Consider the following 20,322-nt stretch of genomic DNA (forward strand, 5'->3'; position numbering starts at 1 on the left):
TTTTTGACTGAAAAGAATCACGAAATACGTTTTGTTTCTGAATCATTCTTTCTATAGTAGAAAATACACAGCTTAAGTGTTGAAAGGCTATTGAAGCAAAAGTGAATGTTTATGTATTTGGCTGATTGGTATTATTGGAAATTCAAAGCTGGGTCAGCGGCGCAAATAGACAAGTTTTCTTTTTAAATTGATCGTAATTAAGTTTTTTAAAATTTTTTTTGGTTTTTGAGGTCGGTAACGTTGAAAATCAGAAATCTTCTTACTATAATATACCTATGTGTTTTTGATAACGAAAAATCCTGCATCTTAGAAAGGATGTTTTTGATTATGACAACAGCTAAATTCAATAAGCTTTTTGACAAAGTTCAACTTAATGACGGAATCACTTTGCAAAACCGTATCGTCCTCGCTCCTATGACACACTCTTCGTCTAACCCGGACCTTAGCGTCTCGGAAGCGGAATTAACTTATTACGAGCGTCGTACAGGCAAACTCGGTCTTGCGATTACTGCGGTTGCCCACGTTATGCCAGGCGGTATCGGTTTCCAAAATCAATTCGCGGCATTTGGCGAAGAAAACTTGCCAGGGCTAACTAAACTTGCGACTTCGCTGAAAAAAGGCGGCGCTAAAGCCGTTCTACAATTTTTCCATGCAGGGATTCAAGGTCCTCGTAACCTTGTACCGAATGGCGACGTTGTTGGCCCAAGTGCGATCGAATTGCAAGACGGTTCCAGTTCGCGCGAACTGAGCCACGAAGAAATCGAATCGATCATTTTGGATTTCGGACGCGCTACGGACCTTGCGATCCGCGCAGGTTTTGACGGTGTTGAGATTCACGGTGCCAACGGCTATCTGGTTCAACAATTCGTATCCGGTTGGTCTAACCGTCGTACAGACAAATGGGGTGGCAGCATCGAGCAACGTCTGACATTCCCACTGGCTGTTACAGACGAAGTACAACGTGTCGTTGCTGAAAAAGCGAAAACACCGTTTATCGTCGGATACCGCTTCTCGCCAGAAGAACCGCAAGAAGAAGGTTTGACGATGGATGATACTTTTGCCCTGATCAAAGCTTTGAACACGAAAAACCTCAGCTACCTGCACGTGTCTTTGATGGAATACAACTCCAAACCACGCCGCGGCGGCGATCTGGAGCGTACGCGTCTGGAACAAATCGTCGAAGCAGCCGGTAATGTTCCAGTCATCGGCGTAGGTGGCGTGCATACGCCAGATCAAGCGCTGGAAGCGATCGAACTGGGCGCGGCAATGATCGCATTGGGCCGCGAACTGATCGTGGAACCGGATTGGGTAGAAAAAGTACACGCGGGTGAAGAAAACGACATCGCCGTGACTTTGACGGCAAACGATCAACACCGTTTGGTCATTCCTGATCAATTGTGGGGCATGATGATGGGGATTCCGGGTTGGTTCCCTGTTGTTGAAGAAGCGACAGAGTAATTTTTTAAAAACTTCTATTGATAAAAGATAAGAACCTCGCACTGCTTTTATAGCCGTGCGAGGTTCTTTTTATATCGATTTTTGCGTACGCTTGACATATCACTACGCGTTGTAGTAGATTTTAATCACTACATCATGTAGTAATATTCGTTATGGACGCATAGCGGAATTTTTTCCTTAAGGAGCGTTTACTTATGAACCGGGTTCAAAAATTATCGGATACGGAATTGGAATTAATGACGGCGATCTGGTCGTGCACGCCTCCCGTCACTTCAACCGAACTTCTGCACACCTTTGCGGAAAAAGGCAGAGCTTGGAAAGGACAAACGATGTCGACCTTTTTATCTCGTTTGGTTGAAAAAGGAGCGCTCAGCGCGACCAGACAAGGCAGAATCAATCAGTACACGCCGCTGATCTCACCTGAAGATTACAAACTACTCGAAACGCAAACGGTACTCGACGGGTTGTATAACGGATCGGTCAAAAACCTGATCGCGGCGATGTACGACGGCAACAAACTGTCTGGCGACGATCTCGACGAATTGAAAAAGTGGTTCTCTGAAAAGTAGGTGACTCTAATGTTAACAATCTTACTCCAAGTGCTGCTTGCCCTGACGGTAGCCGGAAGTGTCGTGACCGTAAGCTTGCTCGGGCTTCGCTGGGTACCGGACGAACAGTTATCCGCGACTTGGCGTTATCGGCTGGGCAAGATGGCGCTACTGCTTTATCTGCTGCCGATTGCACCGCTGGCTTTGCTGCTATTGAAGTCTCAGTGGACGTCCGGGTCGGTGCAACCTTCATCTGGGCTTACAGCTTCGCCGATGGGTAGTGACGTCAATAACGTCGCAACGCTGCATACCGGGCTTTTTCAACCTTCGTTCGTGTTGTCCGCCAACATCGCAACGGTCATCATCGGAATCTGGATCACGGGAAGCTTGATTTATGCGATTTGGCAAATCAACGTCTATCAAAAAGCATCTCGTCTCTTAAATCGGACAAGCGAGCTTATTCCGCCCGACGAAGAGGTACATGATCTGCTGCAAGCTTTAACCCAAGAGCTAAATATTCGCAAAAAACCGCAACTGATGCGTAACCCGTTACTTCAAAGCCCTGTACTTGCGGGTCTTCGCACATCGACCATTTATCTCCCGGCGAATTTGACGGAAGAGATCGACATGGCACTTCGTCACGAATTGACCCATTTGCGGAGTCGCGACCTGCTTATCAAATTGCTGACGCTAGTTGCGGTATCGCTGCACTGGTTCAATCCGCTTGTGTATCAAATGCGCCGTGAGCTTCATCTATGGAGCGAACTTTCTTGCGATGCTTCTGTGGTCGCCAATATGGATCACGCCCAGCGCAAACGTTACGGCAAAGCCTTGATCGTAGCTGCCGCAGGTACAGATCCTGTACGCGGCGGATTGTTCGCACCGCTCTCTGGCGACGGAAAACAACTTAAAAGGAGACTTTCCCATATGTTAACGATTACGAAATTCAAAAAGAAAACGATTATTCTAGCTTCTGCTGCGGCAGTTGCTCTCGCTACCTTAAGCACGACGGCTGCGGTCTGGGCAGCTGAATCGACACCGCCCGTAGCTGCACCTGAACCTGTCACCGTACCTGCACAATCGCTAGGCATCGCACCGACAGATTCCGACGATGTTGTGGCTCCGTCTCCGACTGACCCGGCGCAACGTTCATCGACTTCACAAGTTACGGTTCCGGTACAAGTATGGGAAGCATCTGCCGATCAACAAAATTCGGTTTCTGACAAAGCCGTTCCGATTCCAGCCGAGTCGGTAACAAGCCCAGTCACTGCTCCTACAGACGAAAATTCGTCTTTAAAAGCCGTAGTTCCTTCGGAAGTCGCGACAGAGCCTGCACCTTCCGTCGATTCTCCGACCGAACCTTCGGCGCAACCTGAAGTGACTCCTATTGCGGAAGCTCCAGCCGCATCTACGGTGCCTGCTAAGTAATATCTTTTTATTCTGCGGAAGCTTTGTATCCGGTGCAACCATCCCAACAGTGATCGGATACAAAGTTTCGTGTAGATTCATCAAAAGAACCCCGTGCTTCGCGAACTTGCGAATACGGGGTTTTTGCTGAGCTTTTTTGCTTGTCCTTTCTTTTTCCTACATATTTTTGGGATTTACTTTCAAATTTTCTTGCCTTTCCTCCTTTTTTCTTATTGCTTTCGGCTAAAAAATCCCATACCTTTACATCATCAGGATAAGTTCGTACATTTAAGGGGAAAGGAAGGCTTTTCTTGAATATTCTTTTTTATAGCGATTCACAAGATCAGCTTTTCCATATTAGTCCACGTCAACGACGTGTTGCTGCGGTATTGTCACTCATTATGATTGCTTTGACCGTGATCGGATTATTTTTTGCGCATTGGCAATTGCCTGATTTTTTCGCTTTTTTCCCGGTGATTGGAGCTTGGGGGATTTTTGGCGACATTTTGACGGCTTTTATTTTATTTAATCAATTTCGTGCTTCTCCGATTCTTCCGCTTCTTATATTAGGTTCTACATTTTTATTGAACGGGCTACTCAGCTTTTTGTATCTGATGACTTTGATGGACGCCATGCCTACGATTGGCACTTGGATGACCGATACGCAAAGCGGATCTTGGTTATGGTGTTTCTGGCATGCTTCGTTTCCGATCGGAATTTTGCTGTTTACCGCTTCGATGCGTAGTCAAATCCGCAAAGCATTGATGCCGCGCGAACAAGTACGAAAAATCTTAACGCTGACGACTCTGTCCGTTATTGCGATTGCGGTCTTGCTGTTCATGCTCGTTACGTTCGGTCATGATTGGCTTCCCGTCATTATCGAAAACGGCGATTACTCTAAGCTTATTACTTCGGGAATCGGTCCGTTTTTGTGGGTGCTTAACGCGGTCGCTTTTGTCGTGTCGATCTTTCCTTACCGCAAAACAGGAATTCTACGAGTGTGGCTACGCGTATCTTCTCTTGCTTTTTTACTTGGAATTACGCTGAGTCTGTCGGCAGGTGAACGTTTTACCGTCGGTTGGTACGGCGCCAGAATTGATTCATTGATCGCTTCGATCGTGGTTGTGGTTGCGATCGTGAGCGAAGTCAACAAATTATTTGTACGGCTGAGCCGTCAACGGGAAGAACTCAAAGAATCCAAGCAAGCGCTCGAAGCCGCCAATGAACAGCTCAAAGAACTTGCTGGCATCGACAGTCTGACTCGTATCGCCAATCGGCGTAAATTCGACGAAACGTTAAAACAAGAATTAAATGCGCCGCAACGGGAAAAAGAACCGCTATCGCTGCTTATGATCGATATCGACTTTTTCAAAGCATACAATGATAATTACGGGCATCTTGGCGGAGATATGGTACTGCGGAGCGTCGCGCCTAAGCTCGAATCGGAAGCTCTTGCTCACTTCGGCTTTACTGCGCGTTACGGCGGCGAAGAATTTGCGATCATTTTGCCGGGGCATAGCGAACAGGAAGCCGAGCAGATTGCAGAGCTAATGCTTGAAAGTGTACGTTCCTTAAATATTCCGCATCAACACTCCGGTGTCTCCAATCAGATTACGATTAGCGTCGGAGGTTGCACCTTATATCCGGGTGAAAAAACAACGCCGCACGACCTGATTCACCGAGCCGATCAAGCGTTATATCAAGCTAAAGCTCAAGGGCGCAGCCGATTTGTTTTTGCTCAATCCAACCGTCCCAGGCGATCTTTCCCATAAAACCGAACTTTTTATTCATTGATTCCACTTCTTCATATGATTAGACGAGGAGCGATGCAGGGATGAAACCGTATTTAAAAGTCAACGAATGGCGCATTATTGAAGAAGGTTTCGACCCGCTGCGTAATGAAGTTTCCGAAAGCGTATTTAGTATCGGCAACGGCTACATGGGGCAACGCGCGAATTTTGAAGAGCGCTACAGCGGTTCTTCTCTGCAAGGAAGCTATATGGCAGGCGTCTACTACCCGGATAAAACCAGAGTCGGTTGGTGGAAAAATGGTTATCCGGAGTATTTTGCCAAAGTCTTAAATTCGGTGAACTGGATCGGGATCGATGTCGAAATCGACGATGAAGTGCTGGACTTGTCCAACGTGACTGTGGAAGATTTCGTACGTACGCTGGATATGCAGCAAGGCACATTAAGTCGTTCGTTTACGGCTGTCCTTTCAAGTGGAAAAAAAGTTAAAGTCGAATCGCTGCGATTCGTCAGTATTCCGTTCAAAGAAATCGGCGCAATCCGCTACAGCATCACTCCGGTAGGCGAAGCGGCGCAGCTTAAACTCACTCCCTATTTGGATGCCAATGTGGTCAACAAAGATTCGAACTACGATGAAAAGTTCTGGGAAAGTCTGTCGCAACATGCTGCGGTCGATTCCGCCAGCGTCGAAGTACGCACTAAAAAGCTGGATTTTCGCGTTGCTTCGCATATGGTTTATGAACTGGATGCTACGGGTGATCCCGATCAAGAGTTCCACGTGGAAGCGGAAACGCATAAACGAGACAAATTCGCCGGATTAACGCTGTCGCTTCGAGCAGAAGCCGAGCAGACGATTACCCTCTACAAATATGTTGCCAATGTGACTTCGCGCGATCACGAACCGGATCATCTGAACCATATTGCGCAGGAACTTGCGGAAGAAGCGTTGGAGCAAGGTTTCGATGCGTTATTAGAGGCACAAAAACAAGCTTGGGCCGAAAAATGGCGCGATGGCGATATTGTGATCGAAGGCGACGAGAAAGCGCAGCAAGCGATCCGTTTTAACATTTTCCAACTACATCAGACCTATACGGGCGAAGACGATCGACTGAACATCGGTCCGAAAGGATTTACCGGAGAAAAGTACGGCGGTAGCACCTATTGGGATACCGAAGCGTATTGTATTCCGTTCTATCTCAGCACAGCTGATCCTAGTGTCGCGCGCAATCTGCTCATTTATCGGTATAAGCATCTGGAAAAAGCCAAAGAAAACGCGGCAAAGCTTGGATTTACCAAAGGTGCGCTCTATCCGATGGTCACGATGAACGGCGAAGAATGTCATAACGAATGGGAAATCACGTTCGAAGAAATCCATCGTAACGGCGCGATCGCTTATGCAATCTACAATTACGTGGAATATACGGGCGATACTTCTTATCTCGGCGAATATGGCTTCGAAGTGCTTGCGGAACTATCCCGCTTCTGGGAACAACGCTCGCAATACTCGAAGCATCGCGGCGCTTATGTGATCCTGGGGGTAACCGGTCCCAATGAATATGAAAACAACGTCAACAACAACTGGTACACCAACCGGATGGCGGCTTGGACGTTGGAATACACGACTGAGATCGCGTCGAAGTTAAAATCGGAAGATCCGGACGGATTCGCGAACTTGGTAGATAAGCTGCAATTGACCGACACCGAACTTGCGACTTGGAGCGAAATTTCGGAAAAAATGTGGCTTGCCGAAGATGCGGAAACCGGTGTCTTTTTGCAGCAAGACGGATTCCTCGACAAAGAGATTTTACCTGTCGCGGATTTAGATCCTTCGAACTTGCCGATCAATCAGAAATGGTCGTGGGATCGTATTTTGCGTTCGTGTTACATCAAGCAAGCCGATGTGCTTCAAGGGTTATTTTTCCTCGGCGATCGCTACGATCTGGACACCAAGCGCCGCAACTTCGATTTTTACGAACCGATTACGGTACATGAGTCTTCCCTTTCGCCGTGCGTCCATTCGATTCTTGCGGGCGAACTCGGATACACGGACAAAGCTTACGAGATGTATTTGCGTACGTCGCGGCTGGATCTCGACAACTACAATAACGATACGGAAGACGGTTGCCATACGACGAGTATGGCAGGAACGTGGATGTCTGTCGTGCAAGGCTTCGGGGGCCTGCGCGTTCGTCATGGACGACTGGTCTTGAATCCATTCAGCCCGGATAGCTGGGCTTCGTTATCTTTCAAAGTCGTATTCCGCGACGCGCGGCTTAAAGTCACCGTGTCCGGCGGTCAAACGAAGGTAGAGAATGAAAGTTCGACAAGCGCGGCTTTGACGCTGTATGGACAGGAAGTGGAACTTGCCGGCGGGGAAAGCGTGTCGGGGGTTCGGCAGGTGTAAAGCGAGAAGAATACGATAGCGTAAAACAAGCGCGCTTTCGTGGCGCTGAAGTTCAAAAAAGCGTCCTTCGAAGAAGGGCGCTTTTTTCTGCGGCTCGGCTCGGCTCGGCTCGGCTCGGCTCGGCTCGGCTCGGCTCGGCTCGGCTCGGCTAACGGATTGTATGTCCCTTAAAGTCACCAAACAACCCTTTTCGGCTTTTTAACGGATTGTATATCCGTTAGCATAACTTTCCGCCGCTTTTCTCGCCAAAAACCAAGCAAATATCGCTCTAAGCGTCATCTGAATCCCTTAGAATTCTAAAGCACACTAAAATCGCGTCTAAGCGTCATTTCGATCCGTTAAAACTTTTCTGGCTGGGCTTGAGATCGCCCAAGCCTATTCTGCCAAGCGATATAACCGATACCTTTGCTTATCATTGGCAACCTCAACCTTTTTCCGCTCTACAAGCGTCTTCAAAATGAGCCGCGCATGTCGATCTGTCACTTTTAGATGCTGCGCTAATTCTTTTGCACTAAATGGAACCAGTAAACGGCGCGCATACCGCAAGGCTTCTTCTTCCAGCCAACTCAGATCGTCCAATGTTGAATGAAAAGATAAAAAACGACCCACAAAAGCCAAAATCAACTGTCGACATTTTTCCGGTTCTTCGCGAATCGACAAATAAGCAATCGGCAGCAACGTCCATCCATCAAGACCGAGCAGACTGTGTCTCCAGCACAAATCTTTAAAACGCCTTGTGTCCAAGTCTCGTGCGTGCGAAGCATAGCCTTGAATCTCGACCGCTCCTTTTGCTCCGCCTAGGCGATAAGCCAAATCAATGTACCGAGTTCCACCATGATAATCGCGAATTTCCCATTCTGCATACAGATCGTCCAAGTTCCCTATCGTTGGAACCCAGATTTGTTTGAGAAACTCAACGGTTCCGTGCCCTAGCCCACGTTGCAAAAGTTCTCGGCGTCGAGCATTTTCTTCTTCGACGATTTGCTTCTCTAGCCACTTCTCATACATCTTTTCAAAATAAACCGTCATGTGAATTTCCTCCCCTCTCCTTTGCAAAAAGAACGCAAAAAAGCCGCTCTCAGATCCCTAAGGGTATCGAAAGCGGCGCGTGCTTCGCGTCCATTTATTTAAGATCAGTTTACGTCGCTCACACACACCAAAGCAAGCGTCAAAATCACTAAAAACCATTCCCATCCATCATATACATATATTAAAATAATATGGAGCATGAAATCCATGAAAAAATTGCACGTTTTTGCATATAAAATGATTGATTTGTTGCTAGTTTGAGTAATAAGTGAATGAAAACTTTTGCTTGGTAAAAGAAGGTTTTTGGAAGTTCTTCGGCTTTGTCACCTATGGACTGAGGACAAATTCCAGCATCTTTCCTTTGCCATTCCGAGACGGGGTGCTTAAAATTTGATTAGAAGACGAGAAGCTGCATGCTACGGTTTTTTCCGTAAACAATCGTCTCCACCCTTTCAGGGAGTAAATGGTATCGCTTTCAAAAAAGAGGGGTTGAAAAAGGAGGAATCCGCGTGGACAAACCGACCGGACGATTACTGCCGATCCTGAAGCGTCTTCTCGCTTCACGGGGAGAGTTCGTTACGGTACGGGATCTGTCGGATGAATTGGACGTCAGCGAAAGAACGGTAAAACGCGAACTTCCCGGTGTCGAACAATGGCTTTCGGAAAAAGGAGTTCGGCTAATCCGCAAACCGGGAGCCGGAGTCACATTGGAAGCCGCCCAAACTCAGCTTGACGCTCTTATACAAGAACTGAGCGCAGCAGATTCGGTGAAAGACTACAGTAGAGACGAACGCCACTACTTTCTGATCAGCGAGTTATTGCTTGCCGAAGAACCTGTCAAATCGTACAGTTTTGCTTCCCAGTTCAAAGTTACCGAAAGCACGCTAAGCTCCGATCTCGACCGTGCGGAAGAATGGTTGCAGCCTCTTGGGCTAACCCTGATTCGCAAACCGGGATACGGCGTTTATGTCGAAGGTAGCGAAAATGCCATCCGTTCCGCGCTGATTCAACTGGTTTACGAAAGCGTCGCCGAAGATCAGGTTGCCGAATTAATTAGCGGAAGCACCGGAGATGCCGTTACCGACCCGATCCGGGTACGGTCGCATATTCGAAGCCGTTTGCTTAATCTGATCGACGAAGGCGCTGCCGAGCAATTGCAACAAATGGTCGAACAATTGCAAGAAAGCTTTGATCTCAAATTAACCGACAGTGCTTATATCGGGCTGGCGGTTCACCTCGCGCTTGCAATCCAACGGATTCGGGCGGGGCAGCGTATCGTGATTGACCGCCCTATTTTGGATGATCTACGCAAATTGGGCGAGTTCGAAAAAGCCAAACAGCTCGCCGAAAAGCTAGAACAGCTACTTCATATTCAGATTCCTGAAGACGAAGTGGGCTACATCACGATGCACCTCAAAGGCGCGGAGACGCGCCTGGACCGAGATCAAGACAATTATTACGACTACGTCAGCTTCGAACTTGTACGTCTGGCTCGGAATATGCTCAAAACGGCAGAAGCCGAACTTGGCTACGAGTTAAAAGGCAGCAGCAAATTGTTTGCCGGATTTGTACACCATCTGGGGCCGGCGGTTGAACGGCTTAAGCTTCGCTTGGATATCCGCAATCCGCTGCTTCGCCAAATTCGTGAACAATATGCCGAAGTATTTGCAATCGCAACAAAATGTTCGACGATTCTTGCCGATTACGTCGATCGCGACGTACCGGAATCCGAGATCGGCTACATTGCGATGCATATCGGCGCTATGAGCGAATACGCGAGAGCCGAACGTCCTTCGCCCAAAGTGCTGATTGCTTGCGCGAGCGGCATGGGAACTTCCGGGCTGCTTATGGCTCGGGTTCGCAAAGAATTCCCTTCGTTTAATCTACTTGGCATTGCTTCCGCTTCGGAAGCTGCCGAAAATCACGAAGCGGACTTTATTATCTCGACCGTCGATGTGGAAACCGAAACGCCGGTTGTCCGTGTATCCGTCCTGCTTTCTTTTGCCGACGTGGATCAGATTCGAAACTTCGTGAATGAAGAACAACGTATTTTTGTCAAAAAGAAACCTCGGCAAAATATGCAGCATGATCTACTGAGCACACTGGACGATCATCGCCAAACGTTGAACGGGATTCTTGATCTAATGAACAACGTCGATATTGCGGACGGTTTTACTTCTCGCAACGTCGGGGAGCTGATCGCTGCGATCTCTATGCGATTTACGGTTAACGAACAAGATGCCGCGATCTTGGAACGCGAGCTGCATGAGCGGGAACGTCTAGGCGAAACGGTGCTTTCGCAAGACGGATTGATCTTGCTGCACTGCCGCTCCGAAGTGATCGACAAGCTGATCCTAGGCATTTTCCGCTTCCCTGAAGGGCTTGCTGCGGAATCGGAAGAGAAGCCTGTTCAGCTTAAAGCCGCTTTGCTGCTACTCGCACCCAAATCGAGCGGCAAAGCGTACCTTCAATCCGCCGGAGAAATCAGCAAATCGCTGATCGACCGACCGGGATTCGCCGCGAGACTGACTTTCTCGGAGCCAGATAAGCTTCGAAGAGAAATCTCGGGCATGATGAGAGAGCTTTATGCAAGAAAAATAGAACAATACACATTGGAGGTCGAACAATTATGAGCAGTGTCTCTACCCCTGCCAAATCCGGCGGAGCTAGACAAGGCGTACAGAAATTCGGTCGTTTCTTGAGCGCAATGGTTATGCCGAATATCGGTGCGTTTATCGCATGGGGTCTGATTACAGCCCTTTTCATTCCAACAGGCTGGTGGCCAAATGAAAGCTTAGCAAAACTCGTTGGTCCAATGATTAGCTATCTCTTGCCACTCCTCATTGCTTATAGCGGCGGTAAAATGGTCGCTGATCACCGTGGCGGTGTATTAGGTGCAATTGCAGTTATGGGTGTCATCATTGGCGCACCCGATACTCCAATGTTCTTAGGCGCTATGGCTATGGGTCCTTTGGCTGGTTGGGTCATCAAACAATTTGACCGTGCAGTTGAAGGGAAGATTCCTGCGGGCTTCGAAATGCTTATCAACAACTTCTCTGCTGGTATTTTAGGTGGCGCACTTGCCATTGGTGGATATTATGGAGTTGGTCCATTATTTAATGCTTTCACTAACATCTTGGAATCAGGCGTTCAAACCATTGTAAGTTGGGGATTGCTCCCACTGGTTTCGATCTTTGTTGAACCGGCTAAAATCCTGTTCCTTAACAATGCAATCAACCATGGTATCTTTACTCCGTTAGGTACTGATCAAGTAGCCGAAATCGGCAAATCAGTCTTTTATCTGATTGAATCGAACCCTGGTCCAGGTCTTGGCGTGCTGCTCGCGTATTGGGTATTCGCTAAAGGTTCGATCAAAAGTTCGGCTCCAGGTGCGATCATCATTCACTTCTTTGGTGGTATCCACGAAATTTACTTCCCTTACGTTCTCATGAGACCGGCTTTGATTCTGTCGGTAATCTTGGGCGGTATGGCTGGAGTGTTCACTTTCGTTGCAACCGGAGCTGGTTTGTCTGGTGCGGCTTCTCCAGGTAGTATCATCGCATTGATGCTCGTTTCGCCTAGAGGCGGACAACTGCCAGTACTCGCTGGTGTAGCTGTAGCTGCAATTGTATCTTTCCTCGTCTCCGCGATCTTCTTGCGCAACTACAAAGCAGACGACGAAGATCTGAATAAAGCACGCGAAGCTTCGCAAGCAATGAAAGGCAACAAATCCGGCGTAAGCGGCGCTTCGTCTTCGGCTGGAACCAATGTACGTGTGAACGGCAAAGTCGAAAAAATCGTCTTCGCTTGCGATGCAGGTATGGGTTCGAGCGCAATGGGCGCTTCGTCTTTCCGTAAAAAAGTAAAAGCAGCAGGTCTGCCGATCAATGTAACGAACACAGCGATCGAAAACATCCCTTCGGATGCGGACATCGTCGTTACGCAGCAAAACCTGACAGATCGCGCAAAAGCAAAAGCTCCAAACGCACACCACGTTTCGATCGATAACTTTATCAACAATCCGGTCTATGAAGATCTGATCGAAGAATTGAAAGCTTCCCAATCCGGCGAAACGCCTGCGGAACGCAACACGACCGCTACGACGCCAGATGCACAATGGGATATCGATAACGCACTGGACAAAGCAGCACCGGGCGCAGGTTCTGCTGTAGCTTCTTCCGATATTTTGCGCAAAGAAAATATTCATCTCGGCTTGCCAAGCGTTACCAAAGAAGAAGCGATCCGCGAAGCGGGACGTCTGCTCGCTCAATCCGGTTATGTAAAACCGGGTTATGTCGATGCGATGATCGAACGCGAAGGCGTCGCTTCGACATATATCGGTAACGGCGTCGCGATTCCTCACGGCGTAGGCACAGCGAAAAACGAGATCGAAAATTCAGGCATCGTCGTTCTTCAATATCCGAATGGCGTCGAATTCGAAGCAGGTACCGCGTACCTCGTGATCGGGATCGCTGGCGCTCGCGGCGAACACTTGAAAATCTTGACTAAAATCGCTGAAGCGATTGAAGACGAATCAACCGTTCAACGTCTGGCTCAAACCAAAGACGTGAACGATGTCTACACGACACTCAGCGTACAACCTGAGTAATTCTTCTAAATGTCCAAAAGTCCAAGCCGACGGAGACCCCTCCGTCGGCTTCGGCTTTTACTTCTTGGCTTTTATGTTTTTCTATGATCTTTTTACAGAAAAACCGTTTCCTTTTCGTAGAAACGGTTTGATATCTTTTTGAATCCCTACACTCTTTTTAGGAAGAATCTTCTTCCTCATCCCAGATTGTAGGCGTTGGAATGGAGCGACTTTTGGCTTTCCGTAGGAAAACAAGTCCGAGCGACATACCAACGCCTACAATCTCTACTGGAGGCAAAAAATCATGACTAAAAAAGCAATTCAATTTGGAGCCGGCAATATCGGTCGAGGTTTTATCGGAGCACTGCTTGTCGAAGCCGGATATGAACTCACATTCGCCGACGTCAACGAAGCAATGATCAACGAACTGAACGAAAAACACGGCTACACCATCCATATTCTTGACCTCGACAAACGCGAAATTCCGGTACAAGGCGTATCCGGCGTACTGTCCAGCAGCCCGGAAATGTCGCAACATATCATCGAAGCCGACATCATCACAACCGCTGTAGGCCCGAACGTTTTGAAATTTATCGCCGTTAACATCGCAACCGGTCTTGAAGAACGCGCCAAATCGGGCTCAGGCTTCCTCAACATCATTGCGTGCGAAAATATGGTCGGCGCAAGCGCCCATCTCAAAGAACAAGTTTACAGCCATCTGTCCGACGAAGCGAAAGCTTATGCCGACGAGCATGTAGGTTTCCCTAACTGTTCGGTAGACCGTATCGTTCCTCCGTTCAAAGGAGACAATATGCTGGATGTAGGCGTGGAGTCGTTCTTCGAATGGATCGTGGAAGAACCTGCGTTCAAAGGCGGCGTCCCTACAATTGAAGGCATGAAGCTGACCGACACCTTGGTCGCTTACGTACAACGCAAACTGTACACGCTCAACACGGGTCATGCGATCACGGCTTACCTCGGCTATCTCAAAGGTCTGCCAACGGTCGATAAAGCGATCGAAGATGAATCGGTACGTTCGGTCGTACGCGGCGCGATGGAAGAAAGCGGAGCCGCACTTGTGAAAGAACACGGATTCGATGCAGGCGAACATGCGAAATATATCGATAAAATCGAAAAACGTTTCCGTAACCCTTACCTCAATGACGATGTAAGCCGCGTAGGTCGCGAACCGCTGCGTAAACTCGGCGCGAACGATCGCTTGAGCGGCCCGGCACGTATGGCACTTCGCTTGGATCTGCCAATCGACAACCTGCTTACAGGGATCGCGGCAGCTCTCCATTACAACAACCCGGAAGATCCGCAATCGGTTGAACTGCAAGCTTCGATCGAAGAAAAAGGGCTGGAAGGCGCAATCGCGGACGCAACCGGATTCACCGAAGATAGCGGCGAAAACGCGAAGATCGCTGATGCTTATGAATCGTTGAAAAAGTAAATCGCTAAACGATCGCAGCGAAATCACAAAAAGGACGAAACCGAAGATCATTCGGTCTCGTCCCTTTTTTCATCTTAGACTTATTCAAAACTCACATTAATCACGACCAATTCCGAACGCGTGCCGATTCGCATCGGCAAGCCCCAGAATCCGTAACCCGACGTTACGATCGAGTGCATCTGCTCTTTTTGCAAATAACCCCAATCGTTTTCGTAGATTCGGTTCGTAATGAAGTTAGCCGGGAAAATCTGTCCACGGTGCGTATGCCCCGACACTTCCAGATCGATTCCTGCTTTCGCTGCTAGATCAAGGTCATAAGGCTGATGATCCAGCAAAATAAGCGGCGACGACGGATCGACTTGAGTGACAAGATCTGCAACCGACTTTCGGCTTCCATCGGTACGGTCTTTGCGTCCGATCAACGTAACCGGTAGATCATCGCTTACGACCTCGTCATAAAGCATGTGCATCCCGCTATCTTCAAGCGTACGAATCAACGTCGTGTCTCCGGCTTCCAGCAAATCGTGATTTCCTAAAGACGCATACACTGGAGCTTCGATCCCCCGCAAGATCTCAGGGATCCCTTGCTTCACATACTGCACAATATCATCGTCAACCAGATCGCCCGGGAACAAGACTAAATCCGGCTTCTGCTCATTGACTAGCTTAACCAATCGCTTAGCGTGCGTAGGCCCCGACAATGAGCCAAAATGCAGATCGGCTGCCATAACGATTTTCATCGATTTGCGCCCGTCTAATGACGGCTTATCGATCGCGACATCATAGGTTTTGATCACCGGGCTGTATGCGCTATACATTCCAAACGCACCTACGCCTAATATCGCTACCGTAGCGACGATCGTTGCCCCGCGAGCCACCTTGCGCCGATCGATCCGAGTAAACAACCATAATAGCAATACGACAATATTCGTGAGTGGCAAAATCATAACCAGCAAATACCCCAGCATCATCCAAATTCCCGCTGCCCAGTGCGCCCACGCATATTCGCTAAAAACAAACCGAAGAATAATCGAAGTGGATGCCAACACAGAGGACGCCGACAATACGACCAACCATCTTCTCCGAATATTCGGGTTAAAAGATTTGATCCCTTTCCATATATTCCAACTAAAATAGAACATGAACCCGCCATAAATCAGCAAAGAAATCACGATGCGAATAAGCAAACTTTCCGGCTCCTCTCAAATTTTCAGCCTCAAACTTCTTCTATTATACGAAGTCACCAAGCGTTAAGTCGAGCCGCGCTCGGAATCCCTCTACTCCTATTCCATCCACGGCATTATTCAAGCTCTAATCGCATCCAAAAAAGCTGCCCCAACCTAACTTACAGGTTTGAGGGCAGCTTTGCTGATTAAACTTATCCGTTAACCTTTGATCGCACCCGCTGTCATCCCCGCAATAAAATACCGTTGCAGGAATAAGAACAAGATGACCATAGGCACAGCCGACAACACGACTCCGGCGAGCAGCGTCGTATAATTCGTAACGTATTCGCCGCGGAATTGCATCAATGCCAGCGGCAACGTAAGTTTCGAATTGCCGTTAATCAAGAGCAGCGGCATGAGCAGATCGTTCCACGACATGACGAACAAGAACGTCGCGCAAGCCGATAATGCCGGAGCCGACAATGGAATGGCGATACTGGCATACAGCCGCCATTCGCTTGCCCCGTCGATACTTCCGGCTTCCAGCACTTCGCGGCTAAGCGAACGCATAAAGCCTGTCAGCATGAATACGGTCAGCGGTAAGAACAACGCCGCCGATACCACCACAAGCGCAAACAGATTGTCCGACCAGCCGAGCTTGCGAACGAGCGAATACAGCGGAAGCATATTCACTTGCGTCGGGACAATTAGTCCTGCGGCATAAAGCGCGAAGAACAAAGCGCCGATCCGACCGCCGAAGCGGACAATCGCATACGCGATCAAGCTTCCGAGCAGCAGATCAAGCGCAACCGTACCTAGCGTCACCATAGCGCTATTGCCGAAATATTTAAGCATCGGCTGCTGATCGAACAGGGACGTGAAGTTTTCAAGCGTCAGCGGATTCGGAAAGCCGAGCGGATCGGCGAAGAAAGCCGTCGTCGGCTTAAAAGCCGAAGTCAAGACGAAATAGAGCGGCGCGGCAATGATTGCCGCATAGAGCAGTACGATCAGTCGCCCTAGCCATTTGAATGCCATAACTGGTTCTTCCCCTTTCCGCTAGGCTGCCCGGTCCGTGCGCAGCGCTTTGAATTGCAAATAAGTAAGTACCGCCAGAACGACAAGGAAAATCATCGATCCCGCCGAAGCGAGCCCGAATTGATAATTGCCGAACGCCGTATGATAAATATACGTCGATAAAATTTCAGTCGCGTTATTCGGCCCGCCGTCCGTCATCACGAAGATCAGATCGAACGCCTTGAACGATTGAATCGTCGTATACGCGATGACAATCGCCGAAGCCGGCGCAAGCAGCGGCCATGTAATATGCCGGAACAACTGCATCCGACTGCCGCCGTCGATCCGCGCGGACTCGTACAGTTCGCTTGGGATCGCCTGCAAGCCGGCGATAAAGACGATCATCATCTGACCGGCGTGCGCCCAGACTTGTACGGCTGCTATCGCATACAAGGCGATATGACGATCGCCGATCCAGTTCTGCGTCAAGCTGTCCAGCCCAACGCCGCGCAGACCGAGATTCAGCATCCCAATCGTCGGATCGTAGACGAAAGACCAGATCAGACCGACCGATACCGACGACAAGATCGCCGGTAAGAAAAAGAGCGCGCGTAGGAAGACGCGCGTTTTCGTATTTCGCGATAACAGCATCGCCAGCACCAACGATACGATCGTTTGGACAATGACGACGCTGAGCATAAACTTCACGTTATTCAGCAGGGTTTTGCGAAATACAAGACTTTCGAAACTGTCTTTGTAATTGTCCAGACCGATCATCCGGTACGAATCGGATACGCCGTCCCAATCCGTAAACGAATAAAACAATCCCGACAATGTCGGATACGCAAAAAGAAACAGATACAGCAGCGTGCCCGGCAGGAGGAACAGCCACAGGGCACGCTTATGCTTCAACCTTTTGATATTCATAGGCAGATTAGGACTTGCTCAGATTTTGATCGATAACCGCTTGAGCTTCTTGCGCCGCTTCCTCCGGCGTAGAACCGCCTAACACAGCTTGGATCGAGTTAGTTACAGCTTTTTGGTTATCGCCGTTTTTGATCGTGAAGCGAGGTTGGAACAGTGTCTTTTTGCTTGTCCAATCTTCAGCGACTTTCAGTTCCGGGCTGTCGTAAGTCACGCCGTCTACCGTTACGTTTTGCCCCGTTGCATTGGCGTATTCGCTTGCGACGTCCTTCTGGCTCAAATATTCCAAGAACTTTTTCGCTTCTTCGGGATGTTTCGATTTGCTGTTCACTGCCAGCATGAAGGTACTGGTATGGACGCCTTCATATTTCGCTTGATCCGCGCTTACCGTGATCGGAGCCAGCAATCCTTGTTCCAACTCTGGATTTTGCGCCGCGTTTTGCGCCAATTGGTACGAACCGCTTGCGAGCATCCCGGCTTTTTCTTGGATAAACAAAGCTCCGGCTGCGGCATCTTTTGTACCGAGTGCATCAGGTTGGAAATACCCTTTGTCATTTAGCTCTTTGATTTGCGTCAGCGTTTTAACCCAGAATTCATCGGTCAGTTTGGCTTCGCCCGCTTCGACTTTTTCAAAAATATCGTCGCTTGGTTCATTGTTCATGACCATCGTGTTCATAAATTGACCCGGACCGATATCCGCACCGGCAAAAGCAATCGGGATAATGCCGTTATCTTTCAACTTTTGGCAAAGGGCGAGAAAGCCTTCCCAATCTTTTGGCGGCGTCAAGCCGTATTTTTCGAATAATTTTACGTTATAGATCGGATCGTTATAGACCAGTTGATACGGAACAGCTAACTGTTTGCCGTCTTTTTGACCGGTTGCGATTAGCTCGCTATTGAAGTTTTTGAGGAACGATGCACCGCTCAGATCAGTGAACGCGCCGGCTTTGGACAACGCATCGAATTGCGCACCCGGGAACGAAGCGAACACATCGCCGACCGAACCGTCGGACAATTTCGCTTGCGCGGTCGATTGGTACTGATCGGACGGCAGCGTCTGCATTTCGACTTTGATCGTTGGATTCGCCGCTTCGAATTTGTCGATAATGGTATCTAGCGTTTTGACGTCTTCTCCGCGCCAATGCAGGAAGTTGATCGTAACGTCGCCGCCCGAAGCGGACGAACCTCCGCCTCCGCATGCGGAAAGCACCGCCGTCAGGGCAAGCGCCCCCGATGCCAATAAGTAACGAAGTTTTTTGCCGGATGTTCTCGTCATCGTACAACCTCCTTTTGAATGTTTGCCCATTTTTGCTGGAATAGCGGCAGTGCTTCACGTCCGAAAATTTCGGCTTCTTCCAAATGCGGATAGCCGGACAAGATGAATGTGGAGACGCCGAGTTCTGCGTATTCGATCAATCGCTGCGACACTTGGTCGGCAGTACCGACGATCAGAATCGCGCCGCCGGAGCGCACAACCGATAATCCCGTCCACAGATTGGGACCGACTACGAATTTTTCGGCTTTCGATTTCTCGCGCAGTTCGTTCTGACGGCGTTGATTGGTCGCGTCTGTCGCGGCGAATTCTTTTTCCGCACGTTCGATCGCTTCCGGCGACACTTGGCTGATGATTTCCCAAGCCGCTGTCCAAGCTTCTTCTTCGGTATCTCGAACCAACACTTGCGCGCGCAGGCCGTAGTTAAGCTCGCGCGGTTGCCGGGTTTCTTGCTCATACGCTTGGCGCAACTGTTCGATTTCTTGAATTTGCTCTTCGATCCAAGCATGAGGTTCGCCCCACATCAAGAAGGTATCGGCGTGCTTGATCGCGACTTTTTTCGCTGCTTCCGAACTGCCGCCCAAATAAAACGGAGGATGCGGATTTTGCAAGGTGAGCGGCGAACTCGATACCCGGTCAAACGTATAATGTTTGCCTTTGAACGGCTTCGCTGGTTCTGCTGCTTGCTCCGAACCTCCAGCGGACGCTACGAACTCCGAAGCTTGCGGTTTGTTTCCATTCGCCCACGTTTTTTTGATGACTTCCAAATATTCATCGGCACGTTCATAACGCTCGTCATGGGAATGTGCCAGAGGATCGCCTAATTCTTCGAGATCTTGCACAGAGCTTCCGGTTACGACGTTAATCATCGCTCTGCCGCCTGATAGTTGGTCGAGCGCCGCGCCCATACGAGCGGACAACACAGGAGCAGACAGACCCGGACGCACCGCTACGAGCGGACGCAATTTCGTCGTACGACCCATGACTGCCGAGCCGACGACCCAAGCATCCAAGCACGCGCCGCCTGTCGGAATCAATACGAATTCAAATCCGGCGCTCTCCGCCGCTTGCGCTACTTCTGTCAAATATTCGAGCGTCGCCGGACGTTCCGGTTCTACGCCAACATGACTGCCGTCTCCCGCAGTCGGTAAAAACCAGCCGAATTCGATTTTACGCGTATTTCCTTTATGTGCTGCCATCATTGACCGCTTCCTTTCGGGTAGGTGCTATTTCGAATAAATTAAATTTAAAATATATTATCCCTACTAAACAAGTTGGATTAGTTTTGTTAGAATAATAACAAGCGTTT

14 protein-coding genes are annotated in these 20,322 nt (G+C 49.0%); 8 read left to right on the forward strand and 6 right to left on the reverse strand.

Annotated features, from left to right (window positions below; all coding sequences use genetic code 11):
• Positions 1–327 precede the first annotated feature (327 nt).
• From NOM90_RS11380 to NOM90_RS11400, 5 genes are all read left to right on the forward strand, one after another.
• Positions 328–1,458: an NADH-dependent flavin oxidoreductase gene (locus NOM90_RS11380; RefSeq protein WP_255942084.1), complete on the forward strand. Its 1,131-nt coding sequence runs from the start codon at positions 328–330 to the stop codon at positions 1,456–1,458.
• A 194-nt stretch (positions 1,459–1,652) separates the two neighbouring features.
• Positions 1,653–2,027, forward strand: coding sequence for a BlaI/MecI/CopY family transcriptional regulator (locus NOM90_RS11385; RefSeq protein WP_255942085.1), 375 nt, complete (start codon positions 1,653–1,655; stop codon positions 2,025–2,027).
• Between the two features lie 9 nt (positions 2,028–2,036).
• Positions 2,037–3,434 (forward strand): M56 family metallopeptidase, encoded by a 1,398-nt coding sequence (locus NOM90_RS11390; protein ID WP_255942086.1) that lies wholly within the window; start codon positions 2,037–2,039, stop codon positions 3,432–3,434.
• A 290-nt stretch (positions 3,435–3,724) separates the two neighbouring features.
• Entirely contained in the window at positions 3,725–5,185 is a 1,461-nt protein-coding gene (locus NOM90_RS11395) for a sensor domain-containing diguanylate cyclase (protein ID WP_255942087.1), read from the forward strand.
• Between the two features lie 62 nt (positions 5,186–5,247).
• Positions 5,248–7,566: a glycoside hydrolase family 65 protein gene (locus NOM90_RS11400; RefSeq protein WP_255942088.1), complete on the forward strand. Its 2,319-nt coding sequence runs from the start codon at positions 5,248–5,250 to the stop codon at positions 7,564–7,566.
• A 375-nt stretch (positions 7,567–7,941) separates the two neighbouring features.
• On the opposite strand, the gene NOM90_RS11405 is transcribed toward NOM90_RS11400, so the two are convergent.
• Positions 7,942–8,595 carry a transcriptional regulator gene (locus tag NOM90_RS11405; RefSeq protein WP_255942089.1) on the reverse strand — a complete coding sequence of 218 codons (654 nt, stop codon included), beginning with the start codon at positions 8,593–8,595 and terminating at the stop codon, positions 7,942–7,944.
• A gap of 509 nt (positions 8,596–9,104) precedes the next feature.
• Between NOM90_RS11405 and NOM90_RS11410 the strand changes: the two genes are divergently transcribed.
• From NOM90_RS11410 to NOM90_RS11420, 3 genes are all read left to right on the forward strand, one after another.
• Positions 9,105–11,228, forward strand: coding sequence for a PRD domain-containing protein (locus tag NOM90_RS11410; RefSeq protein WP_255942090.1), 2,124 nt, complete (start codon positions 9,105–9,107; stop codon positions 11,226–11,228).
• Positions 11,225–13,204, forward strand: a complete 1,980-nt coding sequence (locus tag NOM90_RS11415) for a PTS mannitol transporter subunit IICBA (protein WP_255942091.1) — start codon at positions 11,225–11,227, stop codon at positions 13,202–13,204. The genes NOM90_RS11410 and NOM90_RS11415 overlap by 4 nt, the downstream gene beginning before the upstream one ends.
• 283 nt (positions 13,205–13,487) lie before the next feature.
• Entirely contained in the window at positions 13,488–14,636 is a 1,149-nt protein-coding gene (locus NOM90_RS11420; protein ID WP_255942093.1) for a mannitol-1-phosphate 5-dehydrogenase, read from the forward strand.
• An 80-nt stretch (positions 14,637–14,716) separates the two neighbouring features.
• Here the strand turns inward: NOM90_RS11420 and NOM90_RS11425 are convergent, their stop codons facing one another.
• The 5 genes from NOM90_RS11425 to NOM90_RS11445 all read right to left on the reverse strand — a co-directional run bounded on the left by NOM90_RS11425 (position 14,717) and on the right by NOM90_RS11445 (position 20,212).
• On the reverse strand, positions 14,717–15,823 hold the full coding sequence (locus NOM90_RS11425) for a metallophosphoesterase (RefSeq protein ID WP_255942094.1): 1,107 nt from the start codon (positions 15,821–15,823) through the stop codon (positions 14,717–14,719).
• Positions 15,824–16,021: 198 nt separating this feature from the next.
• Entirely contained in the window at positions 16,022–16,837 is an 816-nt protein-coding gene (locus tag NOM90_RS11430; protein WP_255942095.1) for a carbohydrate ABC transporter permease, read from the reverse strand.
• A gap of 21 nt (positions 16,838–16,858) precedes the next feature.
• Entirely contained in the window at positions 16,859–17,743 is an 885-nt protein-coding gene (locus tag NOM90_RS11435; RefSeq protein ID WP_255942096.1) for a carbohydrate ABC transporter permease, read from the reverse strand.
• Positions 17,744–17,750: 7 nt separating this feature from the next.
• Positions 17,751–19,016 carry an ABC transporter substrate-binding protein gene (locus NOM90_RS11440; RefSeq protein ID WP_255942097.1) on the reverse strand — a complete coding sequence of 422 codons (1,266 nt, stop codon included), beginning with the start codon at positions 19,014–19,016 and terminating at the stop codon, positions 17,751–17,753.
• Positions 19,013–20,212, reverse strand: coding sequence for an LLM class flavin-dependent oxidoreductase (locus NOM90_RS11445; protein WP_255942098.1), 1,200 nt, complete (start codon positions 20,210–20,212; stop codon positions 19,013–19,015). Before NOM90_RS11445 ends, NOM90_RS11440 begins: the two co-directional genes overlap by 4 nt.
• Positions 20,213–20,322 lie beyond the last annotated feature (110 nt).

The organism is Saccharibacillus sp. JS10 (assembly GCF_024436065.1).
GTDB lineage: Bacteria > Bacillota > Bacilli > Paenibacillales > Paenibacillaceae > Saccharibacillus.

Coding starts and splice junctions, on each gene's coding strand:
- NOM90_RS11420 (WP_255942093.1), top strand. CDS start 13,488: ATGACTAAAAAAGCAATTCAATTTGGAGCCGGCAATATCGGTCGAGGT.
- NOM90_RS11400 (WP_255942088.1), top strand. CDS start 5,248: ATGAAACCGTATTTAAAAGTCAACGAATGGCGCATTATTGAAGAAGGT.
- NOM90_RS11390 (WP_255942086.1), top strand. CDS start 2,037: ATGTTAACAATCTTACTCCAAGTGCTGCTTGCCCTGACGGTAGCCGGA.
- NOM90_RS11435 (WP_255942096.1), bottom strand. CDS start 17,743: ATGAATATCAAAAGGTTGAAGCATAAGCGTGCCCTGTGGCTGTTCCTC.
- NOM90_RS11415 (WP_255942091.1), top strand. CDS start 11,225: ATGAGCAGTGTCTCTACCCCTGCCAAATCCGGCGGAGCTAGACAAGGC.
- NOM90_RS11440 (WP_255942097.1), bottom strand. CDS start 19,016: ATGACGAGAACATCCGGCAAAAAACTTCGTTACTTATTGGCATCGGGG.
- NOM90_RS11430 (WP_255942095.1), bottom strand. CDS start 16,837: ATGGCATTCAAATGGCTAGGGCGACTGATCGTACTGCTCTATGCGGCA.
- NOM90_RS11405 (WP_255942089.1), bottom strand. CDS start 8,595: ATGACGGTTTATTTTGAAAAGATGTATGAGAAGTGGCTAGAGAAGCAA.
- NOM90_RS11445 (WP_255942098.1), bottom strand. CDS start 20,212: ATGGCAGCACATAAAGGAAATACGCGTAAAATCGAATTCGGCTGGTTT.
- NOM90_RS11380 (WP_255942084.1), top strand. CDS start 328: ATGACAACAGCTAAATTCAATAAGCTTTTTGACAAAGTTCAACTTAAT.
- NOM90_RS11385 (WP_255942085.1), top strand. CDS start 1,653: ATGAACCGGGTTCAAAAATTATCGGATACGGAATTGGAATTAATGACG.